This window comes from Acidovorax facilis (genome assembly GCF_023913775.1).
GTDB lineage: Bacteria > Pseudomonadota > Gammaproteobacteria > Burkholderiales > Burkholderiaceae_C > Acidovorax > Acidovorax facilis.
In genome coordinates, this window is the sequence record NZ_JAMXAX010000059.1 from 1 (window position 1) to 15,320 (window position 15,320).

A 15,320-nucleotide genomic window follows, 5' to 3' on the forward strand; every position below is an offset into this window, starting at 1 on the left:
AAACTGCGCGGCGGCAAGTAAGCCACCACTGCAACCCCTGCGCTGCCGGGTTGGTGGTGTGTTCACCGCACGGCAGCGCAGGGGTTGCAGTGGTGGCTTACTTGCCGCCGCGCAGTTTGGCCAGCGTGGAATAGACCTCTTGCACGGTCTCGGCGCCCACCTTCTCGCTGTGTTTTTCAACGACGGGTTTCACCTTGGCGCGCAGCTTGTCCAGCTCGGCGGGCGAGAACTCGGACACCTGCATGCCCGCCTTCTTGAGGTCTTCGAGCGCCACGTTGGCCTGCACGCGCGACACGCCGCGCTGGAAGGTCGTGGCCTCGGCCATGGCGTCGTTCAGCGCCTTCTGGTCAGCGGGGTTCAGGCTGTCCCAGAACTTCTTGCTCACGATCACGGCCTGGGGGTTGTACATGTGGCGCGTGACGGTGAGGTACTTCTGCACCTCGGCAAACTTGGACGACAGGATGGTGGAGAACGGGTTCTCCTGGCCGTCCACGGCCTTCTGTTCCATGGCGGTGTACAGCTCGGGGAAGGGCATGGGCACCGCGTTGGCGCCCAGCGCGTTGAAGAGGTCGATGTAGATCGGCGACTGGATCACGCGGATCTTGAGACCCGCGATGTCCTCGGCCTTGGTGATGGGTTTCTTGCTGTTGGTGAGGTTGCGGAAACCCAGCTCCCAGTAGCCCAGACCGACCAGGTTTTTGGCCTGCAGCTTGTCGAGCAGTTTCTTGCCGAAGGGGCCGTCGGTCACGGCATCGGCCTCTTGGGGCGTGGCGAACAGGAACGGGAAGTCGTAGATGCCGAATTCCTTGGACTGCGCGGCCAGGATGCCGGCGTTGAGCACGGTCATCTCCACCGTGCCGCCCTGCAGGGCCGACACGGTCTGCAGGTCACCGCCCAGCGTGCCGCCGGGGAAGAGCTTGACGGCAATGCGGCCGCCGGTCTTGGCCGCCACGAGGTCGGCAAACTTTTGCGCGCCCTGGGCCTGCGGGTGGTCCTTCTGGTTCTGGAAGGCGAACTTGATGGTGCGTTCCTGGGCATGCGCGGCGGACAGCAGCGACGCGGCAACCAGGGCGGTGGCGAGCAGGGTTTTGAGCAGCTTCATGGAAATGTCTCCTTGGGTTTTTAGGCGGGGCAGAAACGGAGCGGAAAGAAAAGGGCCTGGGCGCAGATGGGGGTCAACCACTCAACCAGCGCAGCGGCACCATGACGATGGAGGGGAACAGCACGAGCAGGAACATCACGGCCAGCTGGGCCAGCATGAAGGGCGTGACGCCGCGTGTGACCTGCGACATGGACATGCGCCCCACCCCAGCCACCACGTTGAGCACCGTGCCCACAGGTGGGGTGATGAGCCCGATGGCGTTGTTGATGATGAAGAGCACGCCGAAGTACACCGGGTCGATGCCTGCGGCCTTGACCACCGGCATCAGCACGGGCGTGAGGATGAGGATGGTCGGCGTCATGTCCATGGCCGTGCCCACCACCATGACCAGCAGCATGATGGCGATCAGCAGCAGCGTTGGGTTGCCCATGAAGGGCTCCAGCATGCCGATGACCTTGGAGGGCAGGTCAGCCACGGTGATCAGCCACGCGGACACCATGGCGGCAGCCACCAGGAACATCACCACCGCGCTGGTGCGGGCCGAGGCGCGGAAGATGTCGGCCAGCTGGCGCCAGCTCAGCTCGCGGTAGACCACCATGGACACGAACAGCGCATACACGGCGGCCACTACGGCGGCCTCGGTGGGAGTGAAGACGCCCATGCGCAGGCCGACCAGGATGATGAGGGGCAGGCCCAGCGCCCACACGGCTTCGCGCAGGGCCAGGGTCAGTTCGGCTCGGGTGGCACGCTTTGGGGGCGCCACATCTTCGCGCCGCACCAGCCACCACCACGTAAGGGCCAGCGCCAGCCCCAGCAGGATGCCCGGCACGATGCCTGCCAGAAACAGCTTGCTGATAGACACGTTGGCCGCCACGCCAAAGATCACGAAACCGATGGACGGAGGGATCACCGGGGCGATGATGCCGGCCGACGCTATGAGCCCGGCCGAGCGCTCCTTGTTGTGGCCCGCAGCCACCATCATGGGGAGCAGCAGGGAGGCCAGCGCTGCCGCATCGGCCACGGCCGAGCCCGACACGGCAGCCAGGATCACCGCCGCCATGATGGCCACATAACCCAGGCCGCCGGGCACATGGCCGACCAGCGTGAGCGCCAGCTTCACGATGCGCTTGGACAGGCCGCCCACATTCATGATCTCGCCCGCCAGCATGAAGAAGGGCACGGCCAGCAGCGGAAAGCTGTCGGCACCGTTGATCACGTTCTGCGCCAGGATCTGCGCATCGAACAGGTCCAAGTGCCACATCAGCGCCACGCCGCTGATGAGCAGCGCAAACGCGATGGGAATGCCGATCGCCATGGCGAGCAGCAGGGAGCCGAGGAAGATGGTGACGGTCATGGTGGAGAGCCTGTGCGGAGGGTTCAGGGGCGGTGGTTGCCGGGCGCTTCGTGGGATGCATCGGTGCCCGCAGGGCGGTGCGCCAGGGCCGCCAGTTCTTCGCTCTCTTGCACCATGACCAGCTCGTGCTCAGCCAGCGGAACGAACAAGGTGCGCAGCAGGTCGTGCAGCAAGATGGCAATCCCCGACCCGCCCATCAGCACGCCACTGGCGTAGAAGATGCCCACCGAGGCGCCGGTCACGGGCGCTTCGGTTTCCCAGTTGATGAGCATCTGGGCCCAACTGCCACTGAGCAGCAGCCACGACACATAAAGCATGGCGATCTGTGCCAGCACCAGGCAGGCCTTCTTGCCCACAGCGGGCAGGCGCGACACCAGCGCATCCGTGCCCAGGTGGCCGTGATCGCGCAGCGCGACCACGGCGCCCATGAAGGTCAGCCACACGAACAGCCAGCGCGAGAGCTCTTCCGACACCGTGATGCCGGAGTTCAGGGTGTAGCGCAGCACCACATTGCCAAATACCAGCACCACCATCACCGCCAGGCACAGGCCAGCCAGTACATCCAGCACGCGGGTGTATCCCCGCAGCACGCGGTCGGCCAGTGCAAACATGGTGTCTCCAGTCGTTGTATTGAAACGCTGGAAGAATTTTGTACGAACTGGTTAGTATTTGATCTAGGTGCAAACCCTGCATGGTTTGTCATGGCAGCACGCAGCCATGCATGGCGCGCGCGCAGGGTGCTGATGAGGAGCTTTTTGACGCGGGCCGGTGTGCGCGCCAGGGCCGGGAAGGTCAGGGCCGCAGAAAGCGCACGATCATCTCGATGATCGATTCACGGCGTTGCGCCGTGGCGGCAGGGGTGTCGAGGGAGCGCTTGAAAATAGCGCCGAAGGTGTGGCGGTTGGCCTCGTTGAAGAAGCACAGGGCCGAGATGGACATGTGCAGGTCCACCGGGTCCACGTCGGGGCGGAACACACCCGCCGCCACGCCACGCTGGTACACATCGCGCACGGCATGGATGACGGGGATGTTCAGTACCTGGATCGTGGCCGACTTGGTGATGTACTCGCCCCGGTGCATGTTCTCGTTCATCACCAGGCGGATGAAGTCGGGGTTGGCGAGCTGGTAGTCCACCGTGAAGCCCACCAGCGTGCGCAGGGCCTGCTCGGGCGCCAGGTCTTCCAGGTGCAGCTCCGATTCGATGCGCCGGATGCGGCGGTAGGCCTCCTCCAGCACCGCGACATACAGACCTTCCTTGCTACCGAAGTAGTAGTAGATCATGCGCTTGCTGGTGCTTGTCAATGCCGCAATCTCGTCGATGCGCGCCCCAGCCAGGCCCTTGTCCGCAAACTCTGCCGTGGCCACCTGCAGGATGTTGGCCATCGTGCGGTCGGGGTCGTTGACGCGCACCCGGTCCGCCCCGGGCGTGGTGGCGGCCTCGCGCGCTGCGCGCTGGCGGGTGGCCCGTACATCGCCAGGTTTCGGAGGATTTTGAACCATTTCGTTCATAAGCGCCCAAGCATACGGCAAGCCCGGCGCAGGGGGTTCAAAAAACCAATGCCCGCTCTCGCTGGCCGCTCAGGACGGCTTGGTATCGGCGAAGCTCGGGCGCAGCATCAGCTTGTCGAGCAGCTTGCCCAGGTTGGGGTACTCGCTGCGCCAGGCGATGTCGGGGAAGCGGAACTCCAGCCAGCCCAGGGCGCAGCCCACGGCAATGTCGGACAGACTGAGGTGGATGCCGCTGCAATACGGCTTGTCGCCCAGGCCCTGGCTCATGGACTTGAGGCCGTCGTTCACCTTGATCAGCTGGCGGTCGATCCAGGCCTGACTGCGTTCGCTGTCCTTGCGGTGGGCCCAGGTGGCTTCCAGGCGGGCCAGGATGGCGGCATCCATCACACCATCTGCCAGTGCCTCCCAGGTCTTGACCTCGGCGCGTTCGCGGCCCTGCGACGGGATCAGCTTGCCCACGGGCGACAGGGTGTCGAGGTATTCGACGATCACGCGGGAGTCAAAAACGGCCTCGCCGCCTTCCATTACCAGGCAGGGCACTTTGCCCAAGGGGTTGGAGGTGGAAATATGGGTGTCGTCTGCCCAGACGTTTTCTTGCACGAACTGGTAGTCGAGCTTTTTCTCGGCCATCACGATACGTACCTTGCGTACGTAGGGGCTGGCGGTGGCTCCGATCAATTTCATGGTGTGTCTTCCAGGGCGCGGGGTAGGCTGAACGATTCGAGATTGATTCTATCGGCAGCTGCCCGCCCGCAAGCTGACGGCTGCGTGGCGCTTACACACCACGCCTACAATGGCGCGCCATGAGCCTGTCCACCATTACCGCCCTGTCGCCGCTTGACGGCCGTTACGCCACCAAACTTGCCGCCCTGCGCCCCATCATGAGCGAACACGGCTACATGCACCGCCGTGTGCAGGTGGAAGTGGCCTGGTTCATTGCCCTGTCGGATGCCGGTTTCGCCGAGTTCAAGCCCCTGACCACGGGCGCCCGCGCCTATCTGCTCGGCCTGATCAAGAACTTCTCCGAAGCTGACGCCGCCGCCATCAAAGAGATCGAAAAAACAACAAACCACGACGTCAAGGCCGTCGAATACTGGATCAAGAGCAAGTTCGAGGCGCGCCCCGAGCTGGAAAAGGCCTCCGAATTTGTGCACTTTGCCTGCACCAGCGAAGACATCAACAACACGAGCCACGCGCTGCAGCTGCGTTCAGGTCGCGACCAGGTCATCCTGCCGGGCCTGGACCGCATCGTGCTCAAGCTGCGCGAAATGTCGCACGCCTTTGCCGATGTGCCCATGCTCAGCCGCACCCACGGCCAGACCGCCAGCCCCACCACCGTGGGCAAGGAAATGGCCAACGTGGTGATGCGCCTGCAAACGGCCTGCGAGAAGATCGCCGCCGTCAAGATCATGGGCAAGATGAACGGCGCCGTGGGCAACTACAACGCCCACCTGTCCGCCTGGCCTGAGTTTGACTGGGAAGCCTTCAGCAAGAAGGTCATCGAAACGCCCGAACCGCTGGGCCTGGGCCTGACCTTCCAGCCGTACTCGATCCAGATCGAGCCGCACGACTACATGGCCGAGCTGTTCGATGCCGTGGCCCGCGCCAACACCATCCTGATCGACCTCTCGCGCGACATCTGGGGCTACGTGAGCCTGGGCTACTTCAAGCAGCGCCTGAAGGCGGGCGAGATTGGTTCCAGCACCATGCCGCACAAGGTCAACCCCATCGACTTCGAGAACGCCGAAGGCAATCTGGGACTGGCCAACGCGCTGCTCAAGCACCTGTCTGAAAAGCTGCCCATCAGCCGCTGGCAGCGGGATCTGACCGACAGCACCGTGCTGCGCAACATGGGCGTGGCCCTGGGCTACGCGGCGCTGGCCTATGCCTCGCTGTTGACCGGCCTGAACAAGCTGGAGCTGAACGAAGAAGCGCTGGCCGAAGATCTGGATGCTTCGTGGGAAGTGCTGGCCGAGCCCATCCAGACGGTGATGCGCCGCTTTGGTGTGCAGGGCGCTTACGAAAAGCTCAAGGAAGTGACCCGTGGCAAGACCGTGACCGCCGAGGCGCTGCACGGCCTTATCGCCTCGCTGGAAATCCCCCAGGCTGAAAAAGACCGCCTGCTCGCGATGACTCCGGGTAGCTATGTGGGCAAGGCCGCCGAACTGGCACGAAGGGTGTGACCCCCCTGAGACGCGGCGCGCCTTCCCCCGAGGGGGACGCAACCCGTGGCCCGGCAAAGCCGGTTCCACGGTTGCGCTGGCTTGGGCACCGCCAGTTGCGTGCGCTGCCGGTCTTTTGAGATATTTTTTGCCTCTGGCGCTTTTCCGATAAGCGACGGCAGCTATCAATTCAATAGTGAGGCTGCATGGCCATCAAATCCACCATCTTCAAGGCGAACCTCCAGATCGCCGACATCGACCACGGCTACTACGCTGACCACGCCCTCACGCTGGCGCGCCACCCCAGCGAGACCGACGAGCGCATGATGGTCCGGCTGGCTGCTTTGGCCATCCAGGCGCACCAGCTCAACGACCTCTGCAACGGCGACGCCACGCTGGCATTTGGTGCGGGTCTGTCGGACCCGGATGACCCGGATGCCTCGCTCACCGACTTTACCGGCCGCAAGCGCGTGTGGATTGAGGTGGGCCAGCCCGAAGACAAGCCGCTCACCAAGGCCTGCAGCAAGGCCGATTCTGTGATCGTCTACTGCTTCAACCACGCCGCAGAGATCTGGTGGAAAGGCATCGAGACCAAACTGTCACGCCTGGAAAAGCTGCAGGTCTGGCGCATCCCCACGGAGGCATCCCAGGCACTGGCGCAGCTGGCCGAGCGCAGCATGCAACTGCAGGCTACGGTGCAGGAAGGCGCGATCACCCTGAGCAGCACGCAGGGCAGTGTGCATGTGGAGCCAGTGCGCTGGAAGTGACTGGAATACTGGCAAAAATGGCCTCTGGCGCTTGATGGATAAGCGCTAACAGCTATCAATTTGGTAGCTTCTGGCTCAGTCTCGTGGCATGAGCGCGCCACACTGCCAGCACTGCTCGAATCCGCCTTCGACCGTCTCGCCGCACTGGCATGCCCAGCGGCGCTGTGGCAAATCCTGAAGCTCCTGCAGCAGCGCGCGTGCGCGGGTGGCGTGTTCGTCGTAGTCCAGCCAGATTTCGGGCAGGCACTGGTCCGGCGGCAGGTGCCCCGCTGCGGCACCCAGATACTGGCGCTGCACGGAGGCCGTCATGCCCGCTTCGCACAACAAGTCCGCCCACAGCGTGGCGATGGCGATGTTCGGGGCTTGGGTGAGGCGCAGCATGGGCCCACCATAGCCGTTTGACCGCCGGGCGTACAGCCCCCGTATGTTTGCAGCTTGCGAGGCGGGGCGACGTGTTGAAAAGAAAAGGAGCGGGTTACGCCGCGCCCGCTGGCGCCGGCGCTTTGGAAACCCCTTCGGCCGCCCGTTCTGCATAGCGGTTGAACCGCCACGCAGAGTGCTCCAGCGTGATGCGTCGCCACACCGCGCGTTTTTCGGCAGGGCCCATCGCGGGCCAGAACTGCACTTCGTCAAACGTGCGCCCGCACCCCTTGCACAGGTCGTCGCCCTGGCTGGTGGAGCAGATGGCGATACAGGGCGTGTCGGGCGTGGTGCCGTACCAGGCATGCCAGGCATCCAGGGCATCCGGGGGCAGGCGGTCTTCTTCCACCACGTCCTCGCGCCGGAACACCATCTGCGCATAGACCTCTGCCAGCGCGCGGATCTCCGGGGCCAGGGAGACTCCGTCGGGCGAAGGCACCCGGCTGCGCCAGTGGTTGATGGCGGCTTCGATGTCGGTGATGTGGATGGCGGCCATGGAGGTTTGAGCGAAGGGGCTGGATCATAGCCGCGTGGACAAGGCAACCCTGGCAAAGGTGTTTTGCAGGGAGCTTCGGCCCCTTTTTGGCAGCCATAGAGGGGCGTGTACGCAATAACCACAATCGTGCTGCCCTTGCGCGACCGTGCGGGCGATGTTCCAATCGACGCTTCGAAGGGGAGTAGCTCCCGACTTGCATTCCGGCATTGCCAAATTTTGGTGCGTGGGGGCGCGAGGCATCGGAACCGTCGTCAGTACGAAGCGAAACATCGCTTCCGGCGGTCCGGGTTCAGCGCATACCGCAAGGGCGCCGGGCTGAGCAAGACCTTTGATGGGCCCGCTGGGGCTGATCAAGGCCGTCCTTTCGTTGCTTGCCCTGTCAGGGCAGTCCTTGATCCCCCGACCGCAGGCCCTTTATCCCTTGGGTGGACTCGGCGCTACAGTGGCGGCGAACTCCCCCTTCGCGTGTATTGATACTGAGGAATTTATGGACTTTTTGGCTTCGCCCGAATTCTGGCTCGCACTCGGCCAGATCATCATCATCGACATCTTGCTGGGCGGCGACAACGCGGTGGTCATCGCGCTGGCCTGCCGCAAGCTGCCTCCGGCCCAGCGTACCAAGGGCATCATCTGGGGCACTGCCGGGGCCATTGTTCTGCGTGTGATCCTGATCGCCTTTGCGATGACCCTGCTGGCGCTGCCGTTCCTCAAGTTCGTGGGCGCGCTGTTGCTGGTGTGGATTGGCGTCAAACTGTTGGCTCCTGATGAAGAGGGCCACGGCGACGTGCAAGGTAGCGACAAGCTGCTGGCCGCCATCAAGACCATCATCGTGGCCGACCTGGTGATGAGCGTGGACAACGTGATAGCCATTGCGGGCGCTGCGCAGAATGCGGGCGAGCACCAGTTCCTGCTGGTCGTGCTGGGCCTTCTGATCTCTATCCCGATCATCGTCTGGGGTAGCCAGCTGGTCATCAAGCTCATGGAGCGTTTCCCGATGATCATCACGGCGGGCGGCATGCTGCTGGGCTGGATCGCTGGCGGCATGCTGGTGACGGACCCTGCTTTCTCGAACCCCGACAAGTGGCAGTGGATGCTGAAACTGCCACAGACAGACATGATCAAGTACGGTGCCAGCGTGGCGGGTGCGCTGCTGGTTCTGCTGGCTGGCAAGATCATCGTTGCGCGCCGCGCGGCGGCGGCACCTGCCGAGCAGCAGGGCTAAAGGCAGACATACGGAACCGACCATTACAAAAGGGGGCTCTATGCCCCCTTTTGTCCTTGGTCCTCAATGGGAGTCGGTATGGACAGAGTCATCGTGTATGTGGACGACGCGGTTTATGCGCAGCAGGTGCTGGCACCTTTGTTCGCGCGCGACGCGGCCGCGAGAACACAATGGGTGCTGGTGGCCTGCGCGCCACGGATGACCCATCGCATCAGCAAGTGGGTAAGCCACAGCGCCCGTGAAAACTGGCGCGCCAAGTGGGCTGACAAGCTGTTTGCCCAGATCCTTCCCGTGCTGCGGGTGCCCACGGACAGAGTGACCACCGTACTGGCCAAGGGGCCGCTGGCGGAGCTGACCGATCAGCTGCAGGCTGCAGGCGCCTCCGCGGCCCAGGTGATAGATGCGCGCCGGCCCAAGACGGATATGGCACAAGAGCCTGCGCCTGTGCGCCCGGACAAAGGTTGGTCGCCAATGCCAGGAACGCTGGGCAGCCTGCTCACGGGTTGCGGAGCGTTGTGGATGCTGGCTTTCGAATAGGCAGTCAGCGCAGGGGCTGATTGCCAGGGGCTTGGCTTCCGTTTTGCGCATTTCTTGGTTCCCTCGGCCGGTGCTATTCTCCGGCCATGAAACTCCTCCTGAAATGGCTTCTCAGCGCTGCATCGCTGCTGTTTGTGGCCTATGTCTACAGCGGTGTGGAAGTACAGAGCTTCACCTCCGCGCTGATCGCGGCCTTTGTCATTGGCCTGTTCAACGTGGTGTTGCGGCCCGTGCTGGTGGTGCTGACGCTGCCGGTCACCATCGTCACCGTCGGCCTTTTTCTCTTCGTCATCAACGCGCTCATGTTCTGGGCCGCCGCCAGCGTACTGGACGGGTTTCACGTCAATGGCTTCGGCGCGGCGCTGCTCGGGTCGCTGATCTATTCGCTGCTGGGTGTGCTGATTGAATCAGCGCTCGGCGGCCTGTTCGCGAAGAAGTGACTCCACCGCGCGCAGCCGGGTGTCGATGATGGACGCTTCAATGTGGTCCACCTGCGGTCCACCCCGCCGTGCCAGATCCTGGCCCGCCTTGAAGCGGTCTACCGCAGCCGCATAGTCATAGCGCGCGGCGTGGGCCTCTGCCTCGGCGCGCACTGCGCGCAGTGCCTGGCCTTGAGCCTGCCAGGTGGACGCCAAAAGCTGCCACGCCGTCGCATCCCGGGGGTGCGTGGCCACCCAGGTTTGCAGGGCGCTGGTTCCTTCACCAGCGCGCCCGGCGCGCAGCAAGGCCTGTGTGCGCAAAACCAGTTCAGGGCGCCGGTTGCTGCTGCTGCCGCTGCTGGTGTTGTTCGCATCGGCAGCCAGTGCGTTGACAGCGGCCGCAGCGTCGCCTGCTGCCAGTTCGATCTCGGCGGCGAGCAGCTTTGCCAGTCGGTGGGCCGCGGCATCATTGCGCACCAGGTCCTCCAGCTTCTTTGCGGCAGCGCGTGCACCTGCAGCGTCTCGAAGCTGGTTGCTGCCCAGCGCAGCCGCGTACAGCACGCCCACGCGCCGGGAGGCGGGCAGGGCTGCAAAACCGGAGCCTTGCGGCTCGGCAATCCACTGGCGCAAGTTGTCCACGCCGGGGTTGGCCAATACCCGGGCACGCGCTGCAACCATGGCGTGTTCCAGAGTCGATGGCACTGTGGCCGCTGCGGCAGCCTCTCCGGGCGGAAGGCGCGAATGCATGTCTGCCATGCGCTCGGTGGTCAGCGGGTGGCTGCGCAGATATGGCCACGAACCGTTGTCGTTGAGCCGGTTGGCCTGCTGGAGCTTGTCGAACATGCTGACAAAGCCCTGCGGTGCAAACCCGGCGGGGGCCATCAGGCCATAGCCAATGCGGTCCGCCTCGCGCTCCATGTCGCGCGAAAAGTTCAGCTGGTTCTGCATGGCCAGCGCCTGCCCCCCCACCACCAGCGCCTGCGTGGCGCCCGGATTCTTGCTGGCCGCCAGCGCGCCCAGAATCATCGCCCCCAGCAGCAGGGGCGTCTGCTTGCTTTGCTGGGTGATCAGGCGCGAGATGTGGCGCTGGGTGACGTGGCTGAGCTCGTGGGCCAGCACCGAGGCCAGCTCGTCGCGGGTGGTAACGACCCCGATCAGGCCGAGGTGCACGCCCAGATAACCGCCCGGCAGCGCAAACGCGTTCACCGTGCGGTCGCGCCCCAGCAGGATCTCCCACGCGAAGCGCTCATCCAGCTCCGGCGAGAGCTCCCCGCGCGCCTTGGCGGCAGCCATCAAAGGGCGCCAGATACCCTGCACATAGTCGGCAATGACGGGGTCGTCGATGTAGTCGGGGTCTCTGTAGAGTTCGCGGATGATGCGGTCACCCAGGCGGCGCTCGGCGCTGGTGGTGAGGTCGCTGGGGTCGCCGAGGGTGGGCAAGGCCGTCTGGGCACTCGCCACTGGTGCGTACAAAATGCTGTTTGCTATAAAAATTATAGCTGTTAGCGCTTTCTGAACAAGCGCTACAAGCCACTTTTGTTGAAATTTTTGCACGAAGGTCCTTTGTCCACCCTCAGGGCCATGCACATGCGTTGCCCTGTACGGCTAACGCCTTATGATGCCTTCGCCCCAAAAACGTTTCGCTCCATTGTCCATGTCCACCCCCGCCTCACCCCTCACCCACTTCGATGCCCAAGGCCAAGCCCACATGGTGGACGTTGGCGCCAAGCCCGCCACCCACCGCGTGGCCGTCGCCACCGGCCGCATCGAGATGCAGCCGGAAACCTTGGCCTTGATTGAATCTGGGACTGCCAAAAAAGGCGACGTGCTGGGCGTGGCCCGCATCGCGGGCATCATGGCGGCCAAGAAGACCAGTGAGTTAATTCCGCTGTGCCACCCGCTGGCGCTGACGCGGATTGCTATTGAATTTGAAGCTGCCGGGGCCCGCCATCCGGGCATTGTGGGCATATTTTGCTCTGCAACCGTAGAAACCGTGGGGCAGACGGGTGTGGAGATGGAAGCGCTGACTGCCGTGCAGGTGGCCTTGCTGACCATTTACGACATGTGCAAGGCTGTGGACCGAGAGATGGTGGTCCATGGGGTGCGAGTAGCAGAGAAGCGGGGGGGGGAAGTCGGAGTGGAGCACGTAATAATACTCTCCAGCGCGGCCATCTGGACTCATCAATTTCACGTAACCCGTGAGTCATGACTATCGCATCAGCGGCCTGAGCATCATTTTTGCATCGCTCTTCAAATCATCCCGTCCCCAGCGCAATTCTGGAACTTTCATTCAATGACATCTCCCTTCAAAAGCTCGCGGCCTGGCTTGCTCGCAATTTTTGTCATCTCCGGTTTTGCTGGGCTGATATACCAGTCAATTTGGTCACACTATTTGGGGCTCTTTCTGGGCCACGCCGCATACGCGCAGGCCCTGGTGCTGGCGATCTTCATGGGGGGCATGGCGGCGGGCGCCGCATGGATTGCCCAGGCGGGGCAGCGCTGGCGCAATTTGATCCGGAGTTATGCCGTCATTGAGGCAATCATTGGCGTCCTTGGTTTGCTGTTCCACTGGGTCTTCACGGGCGTGGCCGGTTTCAGTTACGACACCCTGATTCCGGCGCTGGGTTCACCATTGGCGGTGGACATTGCCCGCTGGAGCATTGCAGCGCTGCTGATCCTTCCGCAAACCATTCTTCTCGGCATGACCTTCCCGCTCATGAGCGGCGGATTAATCCGCCGCTACCCCGGCAGTGCAGGCAACCTTCTGGGCGGGCTGTATTTCACCAACAGCATCGGCGCGGCCATTGGCGCACTGGTGGCAGTCTTCGTGCTGCTGCCTTCGGTGGGCCTGCCCGGTGCCATGGTCACTGCCGGGATTTTGAACTTCGTCGTTGCCGCGCTGGCCTGGTGGCTGGCACGCGAGCCTGAACCAGCCCCCGCTAAAGCCGTGACAGCGGCCGACGCTCCTGGGCAATCCCTTCGCACAAACCCTCTGCTGCGCACCGTGCTGTTCGGCACCGCATTGTCCGGCGCGGCGTCCTTCGCGTATGAAATCATTTGGATTCGCATGCTCAGCATGGCCGTCGGCAGCACGATGCACGCGTTCGAGTTGATGCTGGCTTCTTTCATCGCAGGCATTGCCCTGGGTGGCCTGTGGGTGCGCAAGCAAGCCGACAAGACCGATTCACCCCTGCGGCTGGTGGGCTGGATGCAAGTTTTGATGGGCATCGCGGCACTGGCGTCTCTGTTCGTCTATGCCAATGCTTTTTCCTGGGTGGGTTGGCTAATGCAGGCCCTGGCCAAGTCCGACGGTGGCTACGCGTTGTTCAATCTGGGCACCGCCACCATCGCCATCGCCATCATGCTGCCCGCTGCATTCTTTGCGGGCACGACCCTACCACTTTTCACGGTGGCGCTGCTGCGCGCGGGGCAAGGCGAACGCGCCATTGGCCGGGTATATGCATGGAACACCCTTGGCGCCATCCTGGGCGTATTTGCCGCCATCCACCTGTTGATTCCCGTCTTGGGCCTCAAGCTGGCCCTGTGCGTCGCAGCCATCGTGGATATTGGCATTGGCCTGTTCCTGCTGCGGGCCCAGGCCGAGGACAAACGCTCCATGCTTCGCTTCGCGGTGGCTGGCGGCTTGGCCGCCACTGCGCTCGTTCTCGCGGTGCGCGTGCCTTTCGACCCCATGACCATGGCTTCCGGCGTGTTTCGCCATGGTCGCACCAGCCTTATGGCTGATGATCGAATTCTCTATTACCGGGACGGGAAAACTTCGAGCGTTTCGGTGGTTGTATCACCGGAGGGCAGCGTTCAAATTGCCACCAACGGAAAAATTGATGCCTCCATCGCCATGAAGGATGGCGTTGAGCCTATTGTTGATGAACCCACGATGACATTGGCCGCCGCGCTACCTCTTGCGATGCACGCCGATCCAAAGCGCGTAGGCGTCATTGGCTTCGGCTCCGGCCTGACGACCCATACGCTGCTGGGAGATTCAAGGGTAGAGCGTGTCGACACCATTGAAATTGAAGAGGCAATGGTTGCAGGCGCTCAAGCCTTTGGGGATCGCGTGAAGCGAGCGTATACAGATCCGCGGTCGCGCATTGTGATCGACGATGCAAAATCCTATTTTGCAGGTCAGAAAACCAAATACGACATTATCGTATCCGAGCCCTCCAATCCCTGGATCAGCGGCATTGGCGCACTATTTTCCAAAGAATTTTACAAGTTCATCCCTACCCAGCTGAATGAGAATGGACTCTTTATTCAATGGATTCAACTCTATGAAATTGATGAGCCGCTAGTGGGATCTATATTGAATGCCATGGCGCCGGCATTTGATGATTATTCGGCCTGGCTTAGCAATTACTCTGATCTATTGATCGTGGCCAGTCCCAATGGCCCGCTTCCGAAATTAGAAGTGGACCGCTTGATGGCCGGCCCCCTGAAGGCCGAGCTGGCTCGATTGGGAATTGGTACCGCTGAGCAGCTTAATTTCCGGAAGGTAAGCGACGGCAGGTTGCTGCGGGCATTTGCGCGCACACACTCCTCGCGGCCAGCAAATTCCGATTATTTCCCCATACTCGGGTTGAATGCGCCAAAAACCAGATACAAGGTCATTGAAGCTGCGGAGTTGGTGCAATTGCCGATCCAACCCCTCCTATTTTTAGAGGCACTCAAAATCAGAAGCCCTTTGTCGGCAGCAGTTCCGCCAACTGAAATTAATCACTTTTTGCCTGAGATATTCACACGGCGTGCCCGTGCGCTGGCTGCCGATCTGCGTGGAGATTCGACGGATGACTTGGTGAAGGGGTTGTTGCCAAAGGTGTACGAGCCGACCATATTGCTTCGGGCCGCAGTACCTACCTGTGGGAAAATCTGGACACCTGCGCAAAACGAAGTTTTGGCAGAACGCCTTCTGGATGTCGCAGAAATGACAATCAGCTATCTGCCACCGGAATTATTGAATGGCGTTTGGATTGAGCCAAAATGGCATCAATGCAAAATAATGCCAGATGATTTTAAGCGCACCTTCAAAATGCTGGATGCCATGGCTCGCCGTGATTATCTTGTCGTAGAAAGTGTAAGCAGGGAATGGCTTGAAAAAACGCCTGAAAGTTCAGCGCTGCGGAGGTACTTTGCGCCAGTGGCCTTGTCTAATATACTTGTCTCACTGGCTCGCGATGAAAAGTGGGAAGATGTAATTTCAACAGAAAAGGTCTTGGGAAGTAATGTGGCATCTAAAGGCGCATATCTTCAACAGCGCCTGTTTTTGAAAGCCATGGCAGTTGATTGACGCTTCAAGGATCGGAATTTTCGATAAATA

Annotated in this window: 15 protein-coding genes; 7 read left to right on the top strand and 8 right to left on the bottom strand. The window is 62.1% G+C overall.

The annotated features are described in order from the left end of the window. Positions 1-97: 97 nt before the first annotated feature. The 5 genes from NFX52_RS16540 to NFX52_RS16560 all read right to left on the bottom strand — a co-directional run bounded on the left by NFX52_RS16540 (position 98) and on the right by NFX52_RS16560 (position 4,649). Positions 98-1,102, bottom strand: coding sequence for a TRAP transporter substrate-binding protein (locus NFX52_RS16540; protein ID WP_055394539.1), 1,005 nt, complete (start codon positions 1,100-1,102; stop codon positions 98-100). Between the two features lie 73 nt (positions 1,103-1,175). Beyond that, on the bottom strand, positions 1,176-2,456 hold the full coding sequence (locus NFX52_RS16545; RefSeq protein WP_055394541.1) for a TRAP transporter large permease subunit: 1,281 nt from the start codon (positions 2,454-2,456) through the stop codon (positions 1,176-1,178). Between the two features lie 23 nt (positions 2,457-2,479). Further along, complete coding sequence (locus NFX52_RS16550; RefSeq protein ID WP_207401979.1) at positions 2,480-3,067, bottom strand: TRAP transporter small permease; 588 nt, start codon at positions 3,065-3,067, stop codon at positions 2,480-2,482. A 181-nt stretch (positions 3,068-3,248) separates the two neighbouring features. Further along, positions 3,249-3,965: a TetR/AcrR family transcriptional regulator gene (locus NFX52_RS16555; RefSeq protein ID WP_055394545.1), complete on the bottom strand. Its 717-nt coding sequence runs from the start codon at positions 3,963-3,965 to the stop codon at positions 3,249-3,251. Between the two features lie 69 nt (positions 3,966-4,034). Next, the gene (locus NFX52_RS16560) at positions 4,035-4,649 is read right to left on the bottom strand and encodes a glutathione S-transferase N-terminal domain-containing protein (RefSeq protein WP_055394547.1); all 615 of its coding nucleotides are present in this window, start codon (positions 4,647-4,649) and stop codon (positions 4,035-4,037) included. A 119-nt stretch (positions 4,650-4,768) separates the two neighbouring features. Here NFX52_RS16560 and purB point away from each other — a divergent pair, with 119 nt between their 5' ends. Both purB and NFX52_RS16570 read left to right on the top strand, forming a co-directional pair. Beyond that, a complete protein-coding gene (gene purB / locus NFX52_RS16565) occupies positions 4,769-6,148 on the top strand; it encodes an adenylosuccinate lyase (RefSeq protein ID WP_055394549.1) in 1,380 nt (459 codons plus the stop codon). A 185-nt stretch (positions 6,149-6,333) separates the two neighbouring features. Further along, on the top strand, positions 6,334-6,894 hold the full coding sequence (locus NFX52_RS16570) for a YaeQ family protein (protein WP_008903834.1): 561 nt from the start codon (positions 6,334-6,336) through the stop codon (positions 6,892-6,894). A 75-nt stretch (positions 6,895-6,969) separates the two neighbouring features. Here NFX52_RS16570 and NFX52_RS16575 read toward each other — a convergent pair whose 3' ends face one another. Then, positions 6,970-7,275 carry a putative signal transducing protein gene (locus NFX52_RS16575; RefSeq protein ID WP_055394551.1) on the bottom strand — a complete coding sequence of 102 codons (306 nt, stop codon included), beginning with the start codon at positions 7,273-7,275 and terminating at the stop codon, positions 6,970-6,972. Between the two features lie 94 nt (positions 7,276-7,369). Further along, entirely contained in the window at positions 7,370-7,810 is a 441-nt protein-coding gene (locus tag NFX52_RS16580) for a DUF3717 domain-containing protein (protein ID WP_055394553.1), read from the bottom strand. Between the two features lie 487 nt (positions 7,811-8,297). Between NFX52_RS16580 and NFX52_RS16585 the strand changes: the two genes are divergently transcribed. From NFX52_RS16585 to NFX52_RS16595, 3 genes are all read left to right on the top strand, one after another. Continuing rightward, positions 8,298-9,032, top strand: a complete 735-nt coding sequence (locus NFX52_RS16585; protein WP_055394555.1) for a TerC family protein — start codon at positions 8,298-8,300, stop codon at positions 9,030-9,032. A gap of 78 nt (positions 9,033-9,110) precedes the next feature. Beyond that, positions 9,111-9,569 carry a hypothetical protein gene (locus NFX52_RS16590; protein ID WP_055394557.1) on the top strand — a complete coding sequence of 153 codons (459 nt, stop codon included), beginning with the start codon at positions 9,111-9,113 and terminating at the stop codon, positions 9,567-9,569. A gap of 86 nt (positions 9,570-9,655) precedes the next feature. Next, the gene (locus NFX52_RS16595; RefSeq protein WP_055394559.1) at positions 9,656-10,009 is read left to right on the top strand and encodes a phage holin family protein; all 354 of its coding nucleotides are present in this window, start codon (positions 9,656-9,658) and stop codon (positions 10,007-10,009) included. Here NFX52_RS16595 and NFX52_RS16600 read toward each other — a convergent pair. After that, entirely contained in the window at positions 9,977-11,542 is a 1,566-nt protein-coding gene (locus tag NFX52_RS16600; RefSeq protein ID WP_055394561.1) for a M48 family metalloprotease, read from the bottom strand. The two genes, NFX52_RS16595 and NFX52_RS16600, sit on opposite strands and share 33 nt — an antisense overlap. Before the next feature lie 100 nt (positions 11,543-11,642). Between NFX52_RS16600 and moaC the strand changes: the two genes are divergently transcribed. After that, the gene (gene moaC, locus NFX52_RS16605; protein WP_252635739.1) at positions 11,643-12,197 is read left to right on the top strand and encodes a cyclic pyranopterin monophosphate synthase MoaC; all 555 of its coding nucleotides are present in this window, start codon (positions 11,643-11,645) and stop codon (positions 12,195-12,197) included. A gap of 84 nt (positions 12,198-12,281) precedes the next feature. Then, on the top strand, positions 12,282-15,290 hold the full coding sequence (locus NFX52_RS16610; protein ID WP_055394563.1) for a fused MFS/spermidine synthase: 3,009 nt from the start codon (positions 12,282-12,284) through the stop codon (positions 15,288-15,290). Positions 15,291-15,320: the final 30 nt, after the last annotated feature.

What these genes read in the sequence shown, in the direction of transcription:
- moaC (WP_252635739.1), top strand. Translation starts at nt 11,643, where the DNA reads ATGTCCACCCCCGCCTCACCCCTCACCCACTTCGATGCCCAAGGCCAA.
- NFX52_RS16595 (WP_055394559.1), top strand. Translation starts at nt 9,656, where the DNA reads ATGAAACTCCTCCTGAAATGGCTTCTCAGCGCTGCATCGCTGCTGTTT.
- NFX52_RS16570 (WP_008903834.1), top strand. Translation starts at nt 6,334, where the DNA reads ATGGCCATCAAATCCACCATCTTCAAGGCGAACCTCCAGATCGCCGAC.
- NFX52_RS16545 (WP_055394541.1), bottom strand. Translation starts at nt 2,456, where the DNA reads ATGACCGTCACCATCTTCCTCGGCTCCCTGCTGCTCGCCATGGCGATC.
- NFX52_RS16555 (WP_055394545.1), bottom strand. Translation starts at nt 3,965, where the DNA reads ATGAACGAAATGGTTCAAAATCCTCCGAAACCTGGCGATGTACGGGCC.
- NFX52_RS16550 (WP_207401979.1), bottom strand. Translation starts at nt 3,067, where the DNA reads ATGTTTGCACTGGCCGACCGCGTGCTGCGGGGATACACCCGCGTGCTG.
- NFX52_RS16560 (WP_055394547.1), bottom strand. Translation starts at nt 4,649, where the DNA reads ATGAAATTGATCGGAGCCACCGCCAGCCCCTACGTACGCAAGGTACGT.
- NFX52_RS16580 (WP_055394553.1), bottom strand. Translation starts at nt 7,810, where the DNA reads ATGGCCGCCATCCACATCACCGACATCGAAGCCGCCATCAACCACTGG.
- NFX52_RS16540 (WP_055394539.1), bottom strand. Translation starts at nt 1,102, where the DNA reads ATGAAGCTGCTCAAAACCCTGCTCGCCACCGCCCTGGTTGCCGCGTCG.
- NFX52_RS16610 (WP_055394563.1), top strand. Translation starts at nt 12,282, where the DNA reads ATGACATCTCCCTTCAAAAGCTCGCGGCCTGGCTTGCTCGCAATTTTT.
- NFX52_RS16575 (WP_055394551.1), bottom strand. Translation starts at nt 7,275, where the DNA reads ATGCTGCGCCTCACCCAAGCCCCGAACATCGCCATCGCCACGCTGTGG.
- NFX52_RS16585 (WP_055394555.1), top strand. Translation starts at nt 8,298, where the DNA reads ATGGACTTTTTGGCTTCGCCCGAATTCTGGCTCGCACTCGGCCAGATC.
- NFX52_RS16590 (WP_055394557.1), top strand. Translation starts at nt 9,111, where the DNA reads ATGGACAGAGTCATCGTGTATGTGGACGACGCGGTTTATGCGCAGCAG.
- purB (WP_055394549.1), top strand. Translation starts at nt 4,769, where the DNA reads ATGAGCCTGTCCACCATTACCGCCCTGTCGCCGCTTGACGGCCGTTAC.